Raw genomic sequence first — 14,622 nt, forward strand, 5'->3', positions numbered from 1 at the left:
CGCGAGGGCGCGGCATGAGCGACGCCCCCCGAGCCGCCCGCACCCGCCGCCGCACCCGCATCCAGCGCGAGAACGAGGAGCGGATCCTGGCCTCGGCGCTCGAGGTGTTCTCGGGGCACGGGTTCCGGGGGGCGACGCTCGACATGATCGCCGAGGGGGCGGGGATGTCGAAGCCCAACCTGCTCTATTACTTCCGCGGCAAGGACGACATCTTCGCGGCCCTGCTGGAAAGCCTGCTGGAAAGCTGGCTCGACCCGCTGCGCGAGCTGTCGGCGGCCGGGGACCCGATGAAGGAGATCCGCGCCTATATCCGCCGCAAGCTGGAGATGGCGCGCGAGCGCCCGCGCGAGAGCCGCCTGTTCGCCAACGAGATCATGCAGGGCGCGCCGCGAATCGCGGAGGTGATCCAGGGCGACCTGAAGCGTCTGGTGGACGAGAAGGCGAGCGTGATCCGCGCCTGGATCGCGCAGGGCAAGATCCGGCGGGTGGACCCCTATCACCTGATCTTCTCGATCTGGTCGACGACCCAGCATTACGCCGATTTCGACGTGCAGGTGCGGATGCTGCTGAACCTGCCCGACGACGCGGACGGGCATATCGACGACGCGGCGCGCTACCTCGAAGGGCTGTTCCTGCGCGGCCTCTCGCCCGACTGCAACCCGCCCGAGCCGGGCGCGGCCTCGGGGGCGCAGATGACCGCGGGGGCGGCGAAAGAGGGCTGAAAAGAGGACTGAAAAGAGGGCTGCGCCGCCCTGCCCGGCCCCGTCAGCCCCGGGGCCGGACCTGGGGGCACGGGCTGCCGGGCGCGTAGACCGCGATCCCGGCCTGGGCGGCGAGGCCAGAGAGCTGCGCGTCGTCCAGCCCCATCCCCGGCCGCCGGGTGATCCATCCGCCCGAGACGCCCGCGGCCTTGAGCGCGGAGAGGTCCATCTCCAGCGCCGGGCTGCGCGCCGTCCCGACCCGCACCACCAGCACGCCCGGCAGCGCCTCGAGCCGCGCGGGGCGGCTGGACGCGGTCAGCCTGAAGCAGCGCGCCATGCGGTCCTGGATCCGGCCGCGCAGGGCGAAGACCGGCTCGGCCGTCGCCGCGTCCGGGTCGGCGTTGCGCAGGATCCCCGTCGCCATCTCCACCGCCCGGCCCGCCGCGTCGCCATTGCCGGCCAGGAACTCGCCCGCCCGTTCCGTGCGCAGGGCCAGCATCGCCACGCCGACCAGGGCGAAGAACAGCGCGAGGTTGAAGCGCAAGGCCCGCCGGCGCGATCTGCGCAGGCGGGCCTTGTCCTTCTTCGCGTCGCGTCGCGCGGCGCGCGGCGCGTCGGCGGCGTCGGGGCCGGTGCGGCGGTGCAGCAGGCTCACCCGTCCGGCCCCCGCCCGATCAGCGGTCGAGGATCGAGCGGACCTCGACCATGTTCGCCCGCGCGCGCAGGACGTGCGCGGCCATGACCGAGAGGTGATCCGGCGCCACCGTGCCGTCGGCCCGCCCGTTGGAGATCACGGTGGGCGCAAGCGCGGCGCCCTCGGCCAGGTGCGCCTCCATCCGGTCCCAGACATCGGCCATGTTGCGCGTCTCGATCACCTCGGCGAAATCCTGCCGGGCGCCCTGCATCAGGCCGTGAAGGGCGTAGAGCCGCCCCTTGGCCTGCATGAACAGGTTGTCGGCGCGGGTGTCGAACCAGCCGCGGTCATTGCCCGCGCCCTCGCTCTCGACGAAGGCATGGGTGTCGACGTCCCACTCCTCGCCGCGGGACCGCTGCGAGAGCTGCTCGGAGATCGAGCCGAGCGAGGAGGTGTAGATCATCAGCACGTTGAACAGGTTGTCCGCCCGCGCGTCGAACAGCGCGTCGCAGGAGGCGAGGCGGGTGTTGAACTGCTCGTAGAGCCGGATCGCGCCGCGATAGGAGTTCGGGGCCGAGACGGTCAGGGTGTTGAGCTGCGGATCGAACGGGTTGTTGAACACCCAGGACCGCTCGTTGACCTGGAGGCGCGACAGCGCGCCCTGCAGGTCCGTGTCGGCGGCCGAGGTGCCGCGCACGCGCCCGAGGCTCGTCTCAAGCTCCCGCGCCGTGTTCTTGACCATGTCGAGCACGCCGATCTGGAACGACATCTTGTTGTCGAAGAAGGGCGTCGCCTCCCAGGGCAGGATGCCGAACAGGCCGAACTTGTAGACCGGGTTGGCCGCGACCCATTCGTCCTGGTTCACCACCTGGTCGATCAGCGCGCCCTGGATGTCGACGATCGAGCTGCGGGTGCAGGTCTTCGACTCGGTCCCCGCCCCGGCCTCGGTCTGCTCGCCCGTCTGCACCGGGGCGGTGGCGGCGGCGATCATCGCCTTCTGCGGGAACTGCAGGTCGAAGCTGCGGGTGATCGAGAAGGTCCAGATCGCGTACACCACCCAGGCCAGCGCCAGCAGCGCCAGCAGCGGGCGGCCCCAGCCGAGCAGGCGGCCGAAGGGCGAGCGGCCCTCGAAGGCTTTCTCGCGGCCCCGTCGGTAGATCCGGTCGAGGCCGAGGAAGGCCATCAGCCGGTCCCAGATGTCGAGGAAGAAATCGATGATGCGGGTCATGCGTGGGTCCCTGCGTCTCGCCCGGCGGCGCCGGGGCGGCCGTTATGCAGCCGTCGTCGTCCTGGAGGGCGCGCGCCCCCTCCTCCGGGGTCGTGCGCTCTGGCGTCTGTCGTCATCCGGGGCCTGCGGCGCCCGGGGGTCGGGACCATGCTTAAGCGGGGGCGGCTTGGGCGCCAAGGCATCGCACGGTCGCGGGGGACAGGTAAGGCGTTTCGAGGGAGGGGGAAGGGGCGGCGGCCCCTTGGCTTGCGTCCGCGGCGCCCCCGCAGGCGGCGCCCGGGCATGCAAACGGCCCGCCCCCGGGGTCGGGAGCGGGCCGTTCGGAAGGCGCCGGTCGAGGCGGCCGGCCAGGCGCGGCGGATCAGGTGCGCAGCACCTTGGTGAAGCGGTCGAAGATCTCGGCATTGGCGGCGATGACGGACCCGGTCTTGAGCGGGTTCGCCTCCTCGAGGTTCAGGTCCTGCACGAAGCCGCCGGCCTCGCGCACCAGCAGGATGCCGGCGGCGATGTCCCAGGGCTGCAGGCGGCGTTCCCAGAACCCGTCGAGGCGGCCCGCGGCGACCCAGGCGAGATCCAGCGCCGCGGCGCCGTTGCGGCGCATCCCCGCGCAGCGCGGCATCAGGCGCGCCATGTCCTGCAGCGTCTCGGGCAGGTCGCCCTTGCCCGCGAAGGGCATGCCCGAGCCGAACAGGCACTCGGTCATCTCCCCGCGCGAGGACACGCGGATGCGCTGGTCGTTCAGCCACGCGCCCGCGCCCTTCTCGGCCGCGTAGATCTCGTCCTTCGCCGCGTCCAGCACCACCGCGGCGACGATCTCGCCCTTGTGCTCGAGCGCGATGGACACGGCCCAGTGCGGGATCGCGTGCAGGAAGTTGGTGGTGCCGTCGAGCGGGTCGACGATCCAGCGCCGGGTCGGGTCCTTGCCCTCGAAGCTCCCCGTCTCCTCGCCCAGCCAGCCATAATGGGGGCGGGCGTTGAGCAGCTCCTCCTTCAGGACCTCCTCGGACTTGGTGTCGGCGCGGGAGACGAAATCGGCGGCGCCCTTGCGGGACACCTGCAGGTTCTCGACCTCGTTGAAGTCGCGCAGCAGGCCGCGGGCGGCCTTGCGCGCGGCGCGGATCATGACGGTCAGGGTCGCGGAAACGGTGGGCATCGCGGGCCTCCTGGGATCTGGGCGGGGGAGCGGTCGGGCGCCCCCGCGGACCCGTGCGCAAAGGCCGGGGCCGGGAACGGAAAACGGGGCGGCGGTCGGCCCGCCGCCCCTGTCATCTTGCGCGCCGGGGGGCCCGGCGCGTGGGGCGCGCGGTCAGGCGCGCTCGACGTATTCGAAGGTCTCGGTGTTGACCACGATCGCCTCGCCGGTCCCGACGAAGGGCGGCACCATCACGCGCACGCCGTTGTCGAGGGTGGCGGGCTTGAAGCTGTTGGCCGCGGTCTGGCCCTTCACCACCGGCTCGGTGTCCTCGATGGTGCAGGTCACCTTCTCGGGGACGGTCGCCGACAGCGCCTCTTCCTCGTAATACTCGATCTTCACGGTCATGCCGTCCTGCAGGAACGGGCGGCGGTCGCCGAGGATGTCGGCGGGCAGCTCGATCTGCTCGAAGGTCTCGTTGTCCATGAAGACCAGCATCCCGTCGGTCTCGTAAAGGAACTGCTGGTCCTTCTGCTCGAGGCGCACGCGCTCGACCTTGTCGGCCGACCGGAAGCGCTCGTTCAGCTTGGAGCCGTTGCGCAGGTTCTTGAGCTCGACCTGGGCGAAGGCGCCGCCCTTGCCGGGCTTCACATGCTGGGTCTTGACGGCGATCCACAGGCCGCCGTCATGCTCGATGATGTTCCCGGGACGGATTTCGTTGCCGTTGATCTTCGGCATGCGCCTGGCCTCGTGCGTAAGTGTTGGGTCGGGTCCGCGCGCGCAGGGTGCGCCGCGGGCGCAGGGCCCCGGCGCGCGGGGGTCGAGCGGCCCATATCACCGCCCCCCGGTTCTGGCAAGCGCCCCGGGGGCCGGAGAGGCGGGCCGCGGCGCGGCGCGGGGGGGGCGTCGCGGGGGGCGCGGCGGGGCCGGGAATCTTCTCCGGGGGGCCCCGTCGCGCGCGCCCCGGAAAAGATTTCCGGGCCCGCGCATTTTTTCCGCCGGAGGGTGTTGACCCCGCCGGGCGGCTTCTGTAGATCACCGCTCACCGACGGGGCGGCGGTTCGAAAGCGGCGCGGGTCCGGTCGGTGAAAATGTTCTGCTGGGGAATAGTTTAACGGTAGAACAGCGGACTCTGACTCCGTCGGTCCTGGTTCGAATCCAGGTTCCCCAGCCAACATTTTCCACCCTGCATCGAAAAGGCCGCCACGCACCCGCTGGCGGCCTTTTCGTTTGCCGAACGGCCCGAGGGCGGGGCGCCCTGATGGCGCACCGCCCTGCCCCGCAGACGCCCTGTCACGGGCGCCCCGGTCAGGCCGCCCGGCGCCGGAAGGCCGCGAGCCCGCCGATCCCCGACAACAGCAGCGCCGCGCCCGCGGGAAGCGGAACCTCGCCCACCGTCACCTCGAACGCCCCGATATTGTTGCCCGGGCGCAGGTCGTTCACGCCGAAGAACACCTGGCCGTCGGTCGGCGCGGTGAACAGCAGCATCGCGCCGACATAGAACAGGCCCTCGACCGACAGATCGCCCCCCGCGTCCACGTCGAAGGCGTCCGCGACCGGCAGCTCGCCCGTCTCCACGAACATCGCCATCAACCCGCCCGCCACGTCGGTCGCGGCCGAGCTCGTCAGGCCCGCGGCTTCCTGCAGCGGCGTCAGCATCGAGCTGGAGACTGCGGCGAAGTCGAAGAAGATCCCCTCGGGGCCGCTGAAGCCCGAGCCGGTGTCGACCTGGCCCGTCGCCCTGAAGCGGTAGGTGGTCCCGCCCGTCAGCGCCGGCCCGGCGGCGAGCGGGGTGAAGATGATCTCCTGGACATCCACGCCGAACCCGCCGGAAGCCGTGCCGTCCACCGTCACCGTGGTCAGACCCAGGGCCGCGCCGGGGGCGAGAAGCGCGGAACAAACCGCAAGCGCACGAAGCATCGTCATATCTCCATCAAGGCTGCGCCCGGGACGCCGGGTCCCGCGCATGCCTTGCAAGGCGGGCCCGGCAGGCGCCGGCCCCCGTTGTAACCCGGGATGCGTTCAGGGTTTCCGTTAAAAATGCGCTAAAGATTAAGTATTACTTTATCGAAACGCGCCCGCGCCTCAGATCTGAAGCGGCGGCGACATGCCGCTTTCCTCGAAGCACCAGCGCGCCGACCAGGCGCCGTCTTCGCGCGCCAGGGTCAGGAAGTTGCGCTGGGCGACATAGCGGGTCTTCTGGCCCGGGATCCGCTCGATGGTGATGGGGCTGTCGGGCAGCGGGTCCTCGCCCAGCGTGGCCAGCGCGCCCAGCGTGCGGGCCCAGAGGTTGGGCGGCGGGCGGTGCGCGATGCCCGAGGCGACGAGCTGGTGCAGCTCGCGCTCCACCCCGAAGGACATGTGCGCGCGGGTGGCGAGGTGGATCTCGCCCGAGACCGCCGTCACCTCGGCGCCCTCCTTCGACAGGATGTCCCGCACCAGCCCCAGCATCCGCCGCCATTGCGCGCGATGCGCGCGGCTCTGCCACTGGTCGCGCAGGTCGTCCTCGTATTTCTGGATCTTGGGGATCAGCCCCATCATCCGCTCGAGCAGCGACAACCGCGGGCCGAGGAGCGGGACCGAGGACAGGATCAGCGTGCGCGCGGGCGCGGGGGCGGCGGCGGCGTCTTCCATGAAGCCCCACCCCTCGTCCTGCATCACGTGGTGCGGCGTGCGCTCGGCCCGCAGGTCCGGCGCCAGCAGCCGCAGCCCCGGCAGGTCCACCGACCAGTTCAGCGCCGGCCCGTCCGAGGGGCGGATGCGCGCGGGCAGGTCTCCGTCCGAGGCCGCGTGCTGGAAAGTCAGGAACGCCTCGCGCGCCGCCTCGAACAGCACCTTCGCGACCGGGCTGCCGGTCCCGTTGATGTGCAAGGATCCCCAGCCGTCGCAGATGTCGTGGTCGTCCCATTGCATCAGCGACGGGACCCGCGCCGCCAGCCAGGCGAATTCCGGCGCGGCATAGAGCGCGTCATAGCGGGCCGAGAAACAGTCGCGCAGGTGGCGGCGGAAATCCTCCAGCTCGGCGTCCGACTCCGGCTCGGGCACCTTCGTGGGCCAGCCGTCGCCCAGCCGGTGCCCCTTGGTCGCCTCGTCGGCATAGACCTGGTCGCCGCCATGCAGGAGCAGCGCGAAGGGGGCCTCGCGGTGCGATGCGCCCAGCCGCGCCCACATCGCGTTGCGCTCGGACCCCTCGCGGTCGAGGTCCCCGATCTCCTCGCCATTGCAGGACACGTAGGCGATGCGCAGATCGCCCCCCATGTCGCCCGCGAGCGCGTAGTCCTCGCCGTCCCAGCGATAGGAGGAGGGCGCGTCGGCGGGCACCTGGAACCGGATCCGCCAGGCGAGGCGTTCGCCGTAATCGTTGATCTGCACCGCCTCGTGGCTGCGCCCCCCGGCCTCGATCGGCGGGATCGCCACGCCGGGCGGCGCGACGAACAGGGCGGCGAGCGCGAGGCGCCCCTCGGCGGCATGGTCGAGGAAAAGGACGGGGCCGGTGATCGTGGAAGCGCGTGTCATGCTACGGGACATAGGGGCCGCGGCGCGGGGGGCAATGGGGCCCTGCCCCCGCCTGACGCCCCCCGCCTGACGCAAGGGCCAGCCGCTCGGCGCAAGACCGGCGCGGGGGCGCGGCCCTAGCCTTCGCGGCGACACGAGGGAGGATCCCATGCAGCTGACCCATGAGCACGAGGAACTGCGCGCCACCACCCGCCGCTGGCTGGCCGAGGTGGTGACCCCCAACGCCGATGCGTGGGAGGCGGCGGGGATCTACCCGGCGCACGAGGTCATGCGCTCTTTCGGCGCGCTGGGCCTGATCGGCACGGCGAAGGGCGAGCGCTGGGGGGGCATGGGCCTCGACTGGTCCTATGCCGCGGTGGTGGCCGAGACGCTCGGCGAATGCGCCTCGGGCGGGGTCGCGATGTCGCTCGGGGTGCAGACCGACATGTGCACCCCGGCGCTGGAGGCGCGCGGCTCCGACGCGCTGCGCGAGGAATTCCTGCGCCCCGCCATCGCCGGGACCAGCGTCGGGGCCATCGGGGTGTCCGAGCCGGGCGCGGGGTCCGACGTCGCCGCGATCCGCACGTCGGCGCGCATGGATGGCGGCGATTACGTCATCAACGGCTCCAAGACCTGGATCACCAACGGCGCGCAGGCCGACTGGATCTGCCTTCTGTGCAACACTGGCGACGGGCCCGCGCATCGCAACAAGTCGCTGATCGTCGTGCCGATGAAGTCGAAAGGGGTCGAGGTGACCAAGCGCATCGTCAAGATGGGGATGCGCGCCTCGGACACCGCGACGATCTTCTTCGACGACGTGCGCGTGCCGGCGACCAATCGCATCGGCGAGGAGGGCATGGGCTTCGTCTACCAGATGGAGCAGTTCCAGAACGAGCGCCTCTGGGGCGCGCTGAACACCACCGCCGCGGCGCAGCGGGCGCTGGACCTGACGCTGGAATACACGGCCGAGCGCAAGGCCTTCGGCAAGGCGATCCTCGACAACCAGTACGTCGCCTTCAAGCTGGCCGAGATGCAGACCGAGCTCGAGGCGCTCTCGGCGCTCAACTGGCGCGGCGTGGCCGAGATGATGGCCGGCAAGGACGCCACCCGCACCGCCACCATGGCGAAGCTCAAGGCCGGGCGGCTGGCGCGCGAGGTGGTGGACGGGTGCCTGCAGTTCTGGGGCGGGATGGGGTACAGCGAAGACGGCCCGCTGGCGCGGATCTATCGCGACACGCGCCTGACCTCGATCGGCGGCGGCGCGGACGAGGTGATGCTGCAGATCCTGACCAAGATGATGGGCAGCTACGCCAGGTAAGCGGCGCGGGTCGGACGCCAACGGGGCGGCGGAGGAAACTCCGCCGCCCCGTTTCGTTTCCGGCGCGCGGGCGGCGCGGGCCTCAGCCCGCCTCGATCTCCACCAGCACCGCGCCCGCGGCCGCCTGGGCGCCCTCGGCCACGTGGACCGCGGCGACCTTGCCCGCGACGGGGGCGGTGTGGGCGTGCTCCATCTTCATGGCCTCGAGGACCACCAGCACGGCCCCGGCCTCCACCGTCTCGCCCTCCGCCGCCGCCACCCGCACCACCGCGCCGTTCAGGGCGGCGCGCAGCTTGCCGTCGCTGCCCGCCGCCTCGGCCGACAGCAGCGGCGCGAAGCTCAGGTCGCGGTAGTCGAAGGAGAGGCCGCCGGACAGGGCGTCTTCCTGGATCTCCACCGCGCCGTCTTCGGCCAGCAGCAGGGCGGCGCGGCGCAGGCCGTCTTCCTCGTAGGTCACGCGCGGGCCGTCCTTGCCGAGGACGCGCAGCGACAGGGGGGCCTCGCCCTCCATCTCCACGCGCATCGCCCCGCGGGGGCCGGAGGCGACGCGGGGCCCGTATTCGCGCCCGTCCCGCACGAGGCGCAGCGGCGCGGCGTAGCCATGCGAGAGGCGGGCGCGCGGCCCGGCGCGCAGCAGCGCGGCGGCGCGCATCGCGGCGCGGGCCTCGGCCCCCTCGGGCGCGGAGAGGTCGGCGCCGTGCGTCCCGATGAAGCCGGTGGTCGCCTGCCCCGCCGCGAAGACCGGGTGGCCGAGCGCGGCGGCGAGATACGCGCGGTTGGTGCGCACGCCGAGCGCCGCCGTTCCCTCCATCCCCGCGATCAGCCGCCGCCGGGCGGCGTCGCGGTCGGGGCCATGGGCGATCAGCTTGGCGATCATCGAATCGTAGAAGGGCGGGATCTCGGCGCCGTCCGAGAGGCCGTGATCGGCGCGCAGCCCCCCGGCCGGGCGCCAGAGCGCGAGGCGCCCGGACTGGGGCATGAACCCGGCCTCGGCATCTTCGGCGCAGAGCCGCGCCTCGATGGCGTGGCCGGTGATGCGCACGTCCTCCTGGCGGATCGGCAGCGCCTCGCCCATCGCGACGCGCAGCTGGAGCTCCACGAGGTCGAGGCCGGTCACGGCTTCAGTGACCGGGTGCTCGACCTGCAGGCGGGTGTTCATCTCCATGAAATAGAACGCGCCGTCGGCGTCGAGCAGGTATTCGAACGTCCCCGCCCCCTCGTAGCCGATGGCCCTGGCGGCGGCGACCGAGGCCTCGCCCATGCGGGCGCGCAGGGCCGCGTCCACCGCGGGGGACGGGGCCTCCTCGATCAGCTTCTGGTGCCGGCGCTGGACCGAGCAGTCGCGTTCCCCCAGATGCACCACGTTCCCGTGGCGGTCGGCCATGACCTGGATTTCCACGTGGCGCGGGGTCATCACCGCGCGTTCGAGCAGCACCCGGCCGTCGCCGAAGGCCGCCTTCGCCTCGGAAGCGGCGGAGGCGAGGGCGTCGGCGAAGCCCTCCGCGCTTTCGACAAGCCGCATCCCGCGCCCGCCGCCGCCCGCCACGGCCTTGATCATCAGCGGGAATCCCACGGCGGCGGCTTCGCGCGTCAATGCCTCGGACGACTGGTCTTCGCCGTCATGGCCCGGCACCACGGGCACGCCCGCATCGCGCATCAGCGCCTTGGCCCCGGCCTTGTCGCCCATCGACGCGATGGCGCGGGCCGAGGGGCCGACGAACACGATCCCCGCCTCGGCGCAGGCCTCCGGCAGGCCGGGATTCTCAGCGAGAAAACCGTAGCCCGGGTGGATGGCCCCTGCCCCGGTGGCCCTGGCCGCGTCGATGATCCGGTCGATGCGCAGGTAACTGTCGGCGGGCGCCGGGCCGCCGATGCAGACCGCGGCGTCGGCGAGCCGCACATGCAAAGCGTCCCGGTCCGCCTCGGAATGCACCGCGACGGTCGAGAGGCCCATGGCGCGGGCGGTGCGGATCACGCGGACCGCGATCTCGCCCCGGTTGGCGATCAGAAGGCGGGTGAAAGGGGTCGGAGCGGTCATCTTGCGGCCCTCTGGGGTCTTGGAAGGGGCGGGGGGCTGGTGAAGGGCGCTCACGGGCGGGCCACGCCGAACTGCATCCGGCGAGGGCAAGCCGCCTCGGCCTCGCGCGCGACGGCCATCAGCTCGATCAGCAGCGCGCGGGTGTCGCGCGGGTCGATCACCCCGTCGTCCAGCAGCCGCGCCGAGGTGTGGAACACGTCCATCTGCGCGTCGAAATTGGCGATGATCTTCGCCTTGAGCCCGTCGAGCTGCGCCTGGTCCACCGGCTGCCCGGCCCGCGCGGCCTTGGCCTCGGTCACCACCGCCATGGCGCCGGCGGCCTGCTCTCCGCCCATCACCGCGGTCCGGGCGTTGGGCCAGGAGAAGCAGAAGCGCGGGGCGAAGCCGCGCCCGCACATGCCGTAATTCCCGGCCCCGAAGCTCGCCCCGCAATAGATGGTGAACTGCGGCACATCGGCATTCGCCACCGCCTGGATCATCTTCGAGCCATGCTTGATGGCGCCGCCTTCCTCGTAGGCGCGGCCCACCATGAAGCCGGTGGTGTTGTTCAGGTAGAGGATCGGCGTGCGCGCCTGGCAGCAGCTTTGGATGAAATGCGTGGCCTTGGCGGCGCCGTCGGGGTCGATGGGGCCATTGTTGGTGACGATGCCGATGGGCCGCCCGGCGATATGGGCGAAACCGCAGAGGGTGGCGGCGCCGTAGCGGGCGCCGAATTCCTCGAACTCGGAGCCGTCGACGATCCGCGCGATGATCTCGCGCATGTCGACCGGCTTGCGGTAATCGGCGGGCATCAGGCCGAGGAGGTCTTCCGGGTCGAAGGCGGGCTCGGCGGCCTCCCGCGCGCCCGTGTCCCCGACGGGCCAGTCGATCCCCGCCACGATGCGCCGGGCCATGCCGATCGCCTCGCGGTCATCCTCGGCCAGGTAATCGCCAAGGCCCGACACGGCGGTGTGCATCTCGGCCCCGCCAAGCTCCTCCTCCGACGCGATCTCCCCCGTCGCGGCCTTCAGGAGGGGCGGCCCGGCGAGGAAGGCCCGCGTGCGCCCGCGCACCATGACGATGTAATCCGAGAGGCCCGTCTGGTACGCGCCCCCGGCGGTGGAGCTGCCATGCGTCACTGTCACCACCGGCAGCCCGGCGGCGGAGAGCCGCGCGAGATTGGCGAAAAGCTGGCCGCCGCGCACGAAATCCTCGACCCGGTAGGCCATCAGGTTGGCGCCCGCGCTTTCGACCAGCTGGATGTAGGGCAGCTTGTTCTCGAGCGCGATCTCCTGCACCCGCAACTGCTTGTCGAGGCCCATGGGCTGCAGCGCCCCCGCGGCGATGCCGGAATCGGACGCGCTGATCATGCAGCGGGTCCCGGAGACGTAGCCGATCCCCGCCACCACGCCGCCGCCGGGCACGGACTTCTCCGGGTCCGGGGTGTCGAGGCCGAACCCCGCCAGGGTCGACAGCTCCACGAAGGGCGCGCCGGGGTCGAGCAGCAGCGCCACCCGGTCCCGCGGCAGCAACTGGCCGCGCTTCTCGAACCGCGGGCGGGCGCGTTCCGAGGCGGCGCGGGTGCGGGCCTCGGCGGCCTCGACCCGGTCCAGCAGCGCCGTCATCGCGGCGGCGTTGTCCCGGAAGGCGGGGGAATCGGGAGAGATGGCGGTGCCGATGCGGGCCATGGGCGCCCCTTCGCGTGTCGTGTTGCGTCGGGGAACTTGATAGCGGGCGCGGCGCGGGCCGGTCTTGCGCCGACCCGCTTTCGCCTATGCGGGCAGCGGCGGCGCGTGGACGGCGAGCCCCTTCGACCCGATGCGGATCGAGCGCGGCTTCAGCCCGAAGGTCTTGCGGATCGAGCGGCTGAAATGGCTGCTGTCCGGGTAGCCGAGGCTGAAGGCGGCGTCGGTCAGGCTGTCTTCGCTGTTGGCCAGGTGCAGGAAGCTGCGCGCCCGCCGCCAGGCGCGGTGATTGCGGAAGGCGGTCCCGGTCTCGTCCTTGAAGAGATGCAGGAAGCGCGAGGTCGACAGCCCCGCCGCCGCCGCGCAGTCATCGGCGGCGATGGGCGCCTCGAGCCCCTGTTCGTCGATCAGCGCCAGCGCCGCGGCGATCCGCTTGTCGAGCGCGCGCGGCGCCAGCGCCCGGCCCAGCGTCAGGCGGTCGAGATCTTCCGTCTCCATCCGCCCCGCGGCCGCGGCCGGGGCGGCGCGCAGGCGGGCGATGGCGGCTTGGTCCGGCGCCTCGCCGAAATCGCGCGCCAGGCGGGCGAGCGCGTCGGGCGCGACGCTCTCCGGCTCGATCAGCAGGCTGATGATGCGCGCGCCGTCCGAGGCGACCTCGTGCGCCGTCCAGGGCGGGATGAAGGCCGAGGCGCGCTCCTGCCACGGCCCGTCGCCGAAGCGCAGCCGAAAGCGCCCCGAGGGGGCCACGTAGATCCCCGCGCCCCCCAGCTTGCGCGGCTTCATCCGCGCGCCCAGAAGCCCCGCGTAGAACACGCGCGCGCCGGTCACGATCATCACGTCCCGGCCTCGGTCCATCTGCATCGCCGCCTCCCAACAGCATGTGTTTTTAAAACGCTATCCTAAACGCCCCCCTTGGATCAACGCCGCAAGGGGGGGGAAAGGCGCAGCGGCTTCGCGCAAGCAGGCCGCCGGGCGGAGGGGCTAGATGGGGGCCGAGATCAGCCCCTGCCGGAGGAACCCCCATGTCGAAGGCCATCATCACCTGCGCGATCAACGGCGTTCTGACCGACCCGCGCCAGCACGACGTCCCCGTGACGCCCGCCGAGATGGCCGCCGAGGCCCGCCGCGCCTATGAGGCCGGGGCCAGCGTCATGCATATCCACCTGCGCCGCCAGGAGGAGGGGATGGGCCATCTTCCCTCCTGGGACCCGGAGCTGTCGCGCGAGGTGCAGGCCGCGATCCGCGAGGCCTGCCCGGGGGTCATCATCAACCACACCTCGGGCGTCGTGGGGCCGGATTACCAGCAGGCGCTCGACTGCATCGCCCGCACGCGGCCAGAGATGGCGGCCTGCAACGCGGGCTCTCTGAACTACCTCAAGACCCGCCGCGACGGGTCCTGGGCCTGGGCGCCGATCCTGTTCGACAACCCGGTCGAGAAGGTCCAGGCCTTCCTCGACGTGATCCTCGCCGCAGGCGCGATCCCGGAATTCGAGTGCTTCGACACCGGCATCGTGCGCAGCGTCGGCATGTATCGCGAGGCGGGGATGTTCTCCGGCCCGCCGCAGATGAATTTCGTGATGGGGGTGGCGTCGGGGATGCCGACGGACCCGGAGCTGCTGCCGATCCTCAAGCGCCTGGCGCCCGAGGACGCCCGCTGGCAGGTCACCGCCATCGGCCGGGCCGAGATCTGGCCGCTGCATGCGAAGACGGCCGAGTTGGGCGGGCACCTGCGCACGGGGCTCGAGGACACGTTCTACCTGCCCGGCGGGGAGAAGGCGTCCTCCAACGGGCAGTTGATCGAGGCCATGGCGAAGACCGCGCGCGACGCCGGGCGCGAGGTGGCGAGCGCAGCGGAGGCGCGGGAGATGATGGGGCTCTGAGGCGTGGCGGGGGCTTCCGCCCCCGGTCCCCCGATCAAGGGGGCAACGCCCCCTTGAGAACCCCCGAAAGTGGTGGAGCGCCCGGGATGGGGAGCGTTGCGGCGGTTATTAGCGGATGGATGCTGCTTTGAAGCGCCTGAGGGGAGGAACCTCCCCCCAGGTCGCTCCCTCAAGCGTTGGTCGGGCTTCAGCCGCGTCAAGGCCAGGCCGCCTGCGGCGGTGCTGCGCAGCCTTGACCCGGCTGAAGCCCTCGCGCGCGGTGGAAGCGCCGGGCGCTCGGCCCGGGGCGCGCTGAAGGGGGAGACGCGCCCATGGCGCGGGGCGGGCGGGCCGATGCGGGCCGAAGGACCGCGAGGTCCGGCAGCCGCGCGCCTTGGCTCATCCCACGCGACGCGCAAGCAACGCACAACGCCCAGTTTGCGGGAGGAGGGGGTGCGGGGGAGGGGGGGGGGGGGCGCCCCCCCCCCCCCCCCCCCCCCCCCCCCCCGGGGAACACCCCGCCCAACCCCCCCAAAACCCCAACCACACCGCC

Annotated in this window: 12 protein-coding genes and 1 tRNA gene; 4 read left to right on the forward strand and 9 right to left on the reverse strand. The window is 72.1% G+C overall.

The window, feature by feature from the left end:
- The first annotated feature begins 14 nt into the window (after positions 1 to 14).
- Positions 15 to 722, forward strand: a complete 708-nt coding sequence (locus tag ACQ5SO_RS05415) for a TetR/AcrR family transcriptional regulator (protein ID WP_430940555.1) — start codon at positions 15 to 17, stop codon at positions 720 to 722.
- A gap of 43 nt (positions 723 to 765) precedes the next feature.
- On the opposite strand, the gene ACQ5SO_RS05420 is transcribed toward ACQ5SO_RS05415, so the two are convergent.
- The 4 genes from ACQ5SO_RS05420 to efp form a co-directional block, all read right to left on the reverse strand.
- The gene (locus tag ACQ5SO_RS05420; protein ID WP_430940556.1) at positions 766 to 1,356 is read right to left on the reverse strand and encodes a hypothetical protein; all 591 of its coding nucleotides are present in this window, start codon (positions 1,354 to 1,356) and stop codon (positions 766 to 768) included.
- Between the two features lie 19 nt (positions 1,357 to 1,375).
- Positions 1,376 to 2,563, reverse strand: coding sequence for a DUF2333 family protein (locus tag ACQ5SO_RS05425; protein ID WP_430940557.1), 1,188 nt, complete (start codon positions 2,561 to 2,563; stop codon positions 1,376 to 1,378).
- Between the two features lie 361 nt (positions 2,564 to 2,924).
- Positions 2,925 to 3,716 (reverse strand): inositol monophosphatase family protein, encoded by a 792-nt coding sequence (locus ACQ5SO_RS05430; protein WP_430940558.1) that lies wholly within the window; start codon positions 3,714 to 3,716, stop codon positions 2,925 to 2,927.
- A gap of 153 nt (positions 3,717 to 3,869) precedes the next feature.
- A complete protein-coding gene (gene efp, locus ACQ5SO_RS05435) occupies positions 3,870 to 4,433 on the reverse strand; it encodes an elongation factor P (RefSeq protein ID WP_430940559.1) in 564 nt (187 codons plus the stop codon).
- Between the two features lie 362 nt (positions 4,434 to 4,795).
- On the opposite strand from efp, the gene ACQ5SO_RS05440 reads away from it, so the two are divergent.
- Positions 4,796 to 4,869: transfer RNA gene (locus ACQ5SO_RS05440), tRNA-Gln, on the forward strand.
- A 134-nt stretch (positions 4,870 to 5,003) separates the two neighbouring features.
- Here ACQ5SO_RS05440 and ACQ5SO_RS05445 read toward each other — a convergent pair.
- Complete coding sequence (locus tag ACQ5SO_RS05445) at positions 5,004 to 5,615, reverse strand: VPLPA-CTERM sorting domain-containing protein (protein ID WP_430940560.1); 612 nt, start codon at positions 5,613 to 5,615, stop codon at positions 5,004 to 5,006.
- A gap of 165 nt (positions 5,616 to 5,780) precedes the next feature.
- Positions 5,781 to 7,211 carry an alkaline phosphatase D family protein gene (locus tag ACQ5SO_RS05450; protein ID WP_430940561.1) on the reverse strand — a complete coding sequence of 477 codons (1,431 nt, stop codon included), beginning with the start codon at positions 7,209 to 7,211 and terminating at the stop codon, positions 5,781 to 5,783.
- 148 nt (positions 7,212 to 7,359) lie between these two features.
- Between ACQ5SO_RS05450 and ACQ5SO_RS05455 the strand changes: the two genes are divergently transcribed.
- On the forward strand, positions 7,360 to 8,508 hold the full coding sequence (locus ACQ5SO_RS05455; protein ID WP_430940562.1) for an acyl-CoA dehydrogenase family protein: 1,149 nt from the start codon (positions 7,360 to 7,362) through the stop codon (positions 8,506 to 8,508).
- 82 nt (positions 8,509 to 8,590) lie between these two features.
- Here ACQ5SO_RS05455 and ACQ5SO_RS05460 read toward each other — a convergent pair whose 3' ends face one another.
- The 3 genes from ACQ5SO_RS05460 to ACQ5SO_RS05470 all read right to left on the reverse strand — a co-directional run bounded on the left by ACQ5SO_RS05460 (position 8,591) and on the right by ACQ5SO_RS05470 (position 13,071).
- Complete coding sequence (locus tag ACQ5SO_RS05460; protein WP_430940563.1) at positions 8,591 to 10,546, reverse strand: acetyl-CoA carboxylase biotin carboxylase subunit; 1,956 nt, start codon at positions 10,544 to 10,546, stop codon at positions 8,591 to 8,593.
- A gap of 50 nt (positions 10,547 to 10,596) precedes the next feature.
- Complete coding sequence (locus tag ACQ5SO_RS05465; protein ID WP_430940564.1) at positions 10,597 to 12,213, reverse strand: acyl-CoA carboxylase subunit beta; 1,617 nt, start codon at positions 12,211 to 12,213, stop codon at positions 10,597 to 10,599.
- An 84-nt stretch (positions 12,214 to 12,297) separates the two neighbouring features.
- The gene (locus ACQ5SO_RS05470) at positions 12,298 to 13,071 is read right to left on the reverse strand and encodes a helix-turn-helix transcriptional regulator (protein ID WP_430940565.1); all 774 of its coding nucleotides are present in this window, start codon (positions 13,069 to 13,071) and stop codon (positions 12,298 to 12,300) included.
- 161 nt (positions 13,072 to 13,232) lie between these two features.
- Between ACQ5SO_RS05470 and ACQ5SO_RS05475 the strand changes: the two genes are divergently transcribed.
- A complete protein-coding gene (locus tag ACQ5SO_RS05475; protein WP_430940566.1) occupies positions 13,233 to 14,090 on the forward strand; it encodes a 3-keto-5-aminohexanoate cleavage protein in 858 nt (285 codons plus the stop codon).
- The last annotated feature ends 532 nt before the right edge of the window (positions 14,091 to 14,622 follow it).

Source organism: Rhodovulum sp. DZ06 (assembly GCF_050586345.1).
Taxonomy (GTDB): domain Bacteria; phylum Pseudomonadota; class Alphaproteobacteria; order Rhodobacterales; family Rhodobacteraceae; genus JBOCEF01.

What these genes read in the sequence shown, in the direction of transcription:
- ACQ5SO_RS05450 (WP_430940561.1), bottom strand. Translation starts at nt 7,211, where the DNA reads ATGACACGCGCTTCCACGATCACCGGCCCCGTCCTTTTCCTCGACCAT.
- efp (WP_430940559.1), bottom strand. Translation starts at nt 4,433, where the DNA reads ATGCCGAAGATCAACGGCAACGAAATCCGTCCCGGGAACATCATCGAG.
- ACQ5SO_RS05415 (WP_430940555.1), top strand. Translation starts at nt 15, where the DNA reads ATGAGCGACGCCCCCCGAGCCGCCCGCACCCGCCGCCGCACCCGCATC.
- ACQ5SO_RS05465 (WP_430940564.1), bottom strand. Translation starts at nt 12,213, where the DNA reads ATGGCCCGCATCGGCACCGCCATCTCTCCCGATTCCCCCGCCTTCCGG.
- ACQ5SO_RS05425 (WP_430940557.1), bottom strand. Translation starts at nt 2,563, where the DNA reads ATGACCCGCATCATCGATTTCTTCCTCGACATCTGGGACCGGCTGATG.
- ACQ5SO_RS05445 (WP_430940560.1), bottom strand. Translation starts at nt 5,615, where the DNA reads ATGCTTCGTGCGCTTGCGGTTTGTTCCGCGCTTCTCGCCCCCGGCGCG.
- ACQ5SO_RS05470 (WP_430940565.1), bottom strand. Translation starts at nt 13,071, where the DNA reads ATGCAGATGGACCGAGGCCGGGACGTGATGATCGTGACCGGCGCGCGC.
- ACQ5SO_RS05455 (WP_430940562.1), top strand. Translation starts at nt 7,360, where the DNA reads ATGCAGCTGACCCATGAGCACGAGGAACTGCGCGCCACCACCCGCCGC.
- ACQ5SO_RS05475 (WP_430940566.1), top strand. Translation starts at nt 13,233, where the DNA reads ATGTCGAAGGCCATCATCACCTGCGCGATCAACGGCGTTCTGACCGAC.
- ACQ5SO_RS05430 (WP_430940558.1), bottom strand. Translation starts at nt 3,716, where the DNA reads ATGCCCACCGTTTCCGCGACCCTGACCGTCATGATCCGCGCCGCGCGC.
- ACQ5SO_RS05460 (WP_430940563.1), bottom strand. Translation starts at nt 10,546, where the DNA reads ATGACCGCTCCGACCCCTTTCACCCGCCTTCTGATCGCCAACCGGGGC.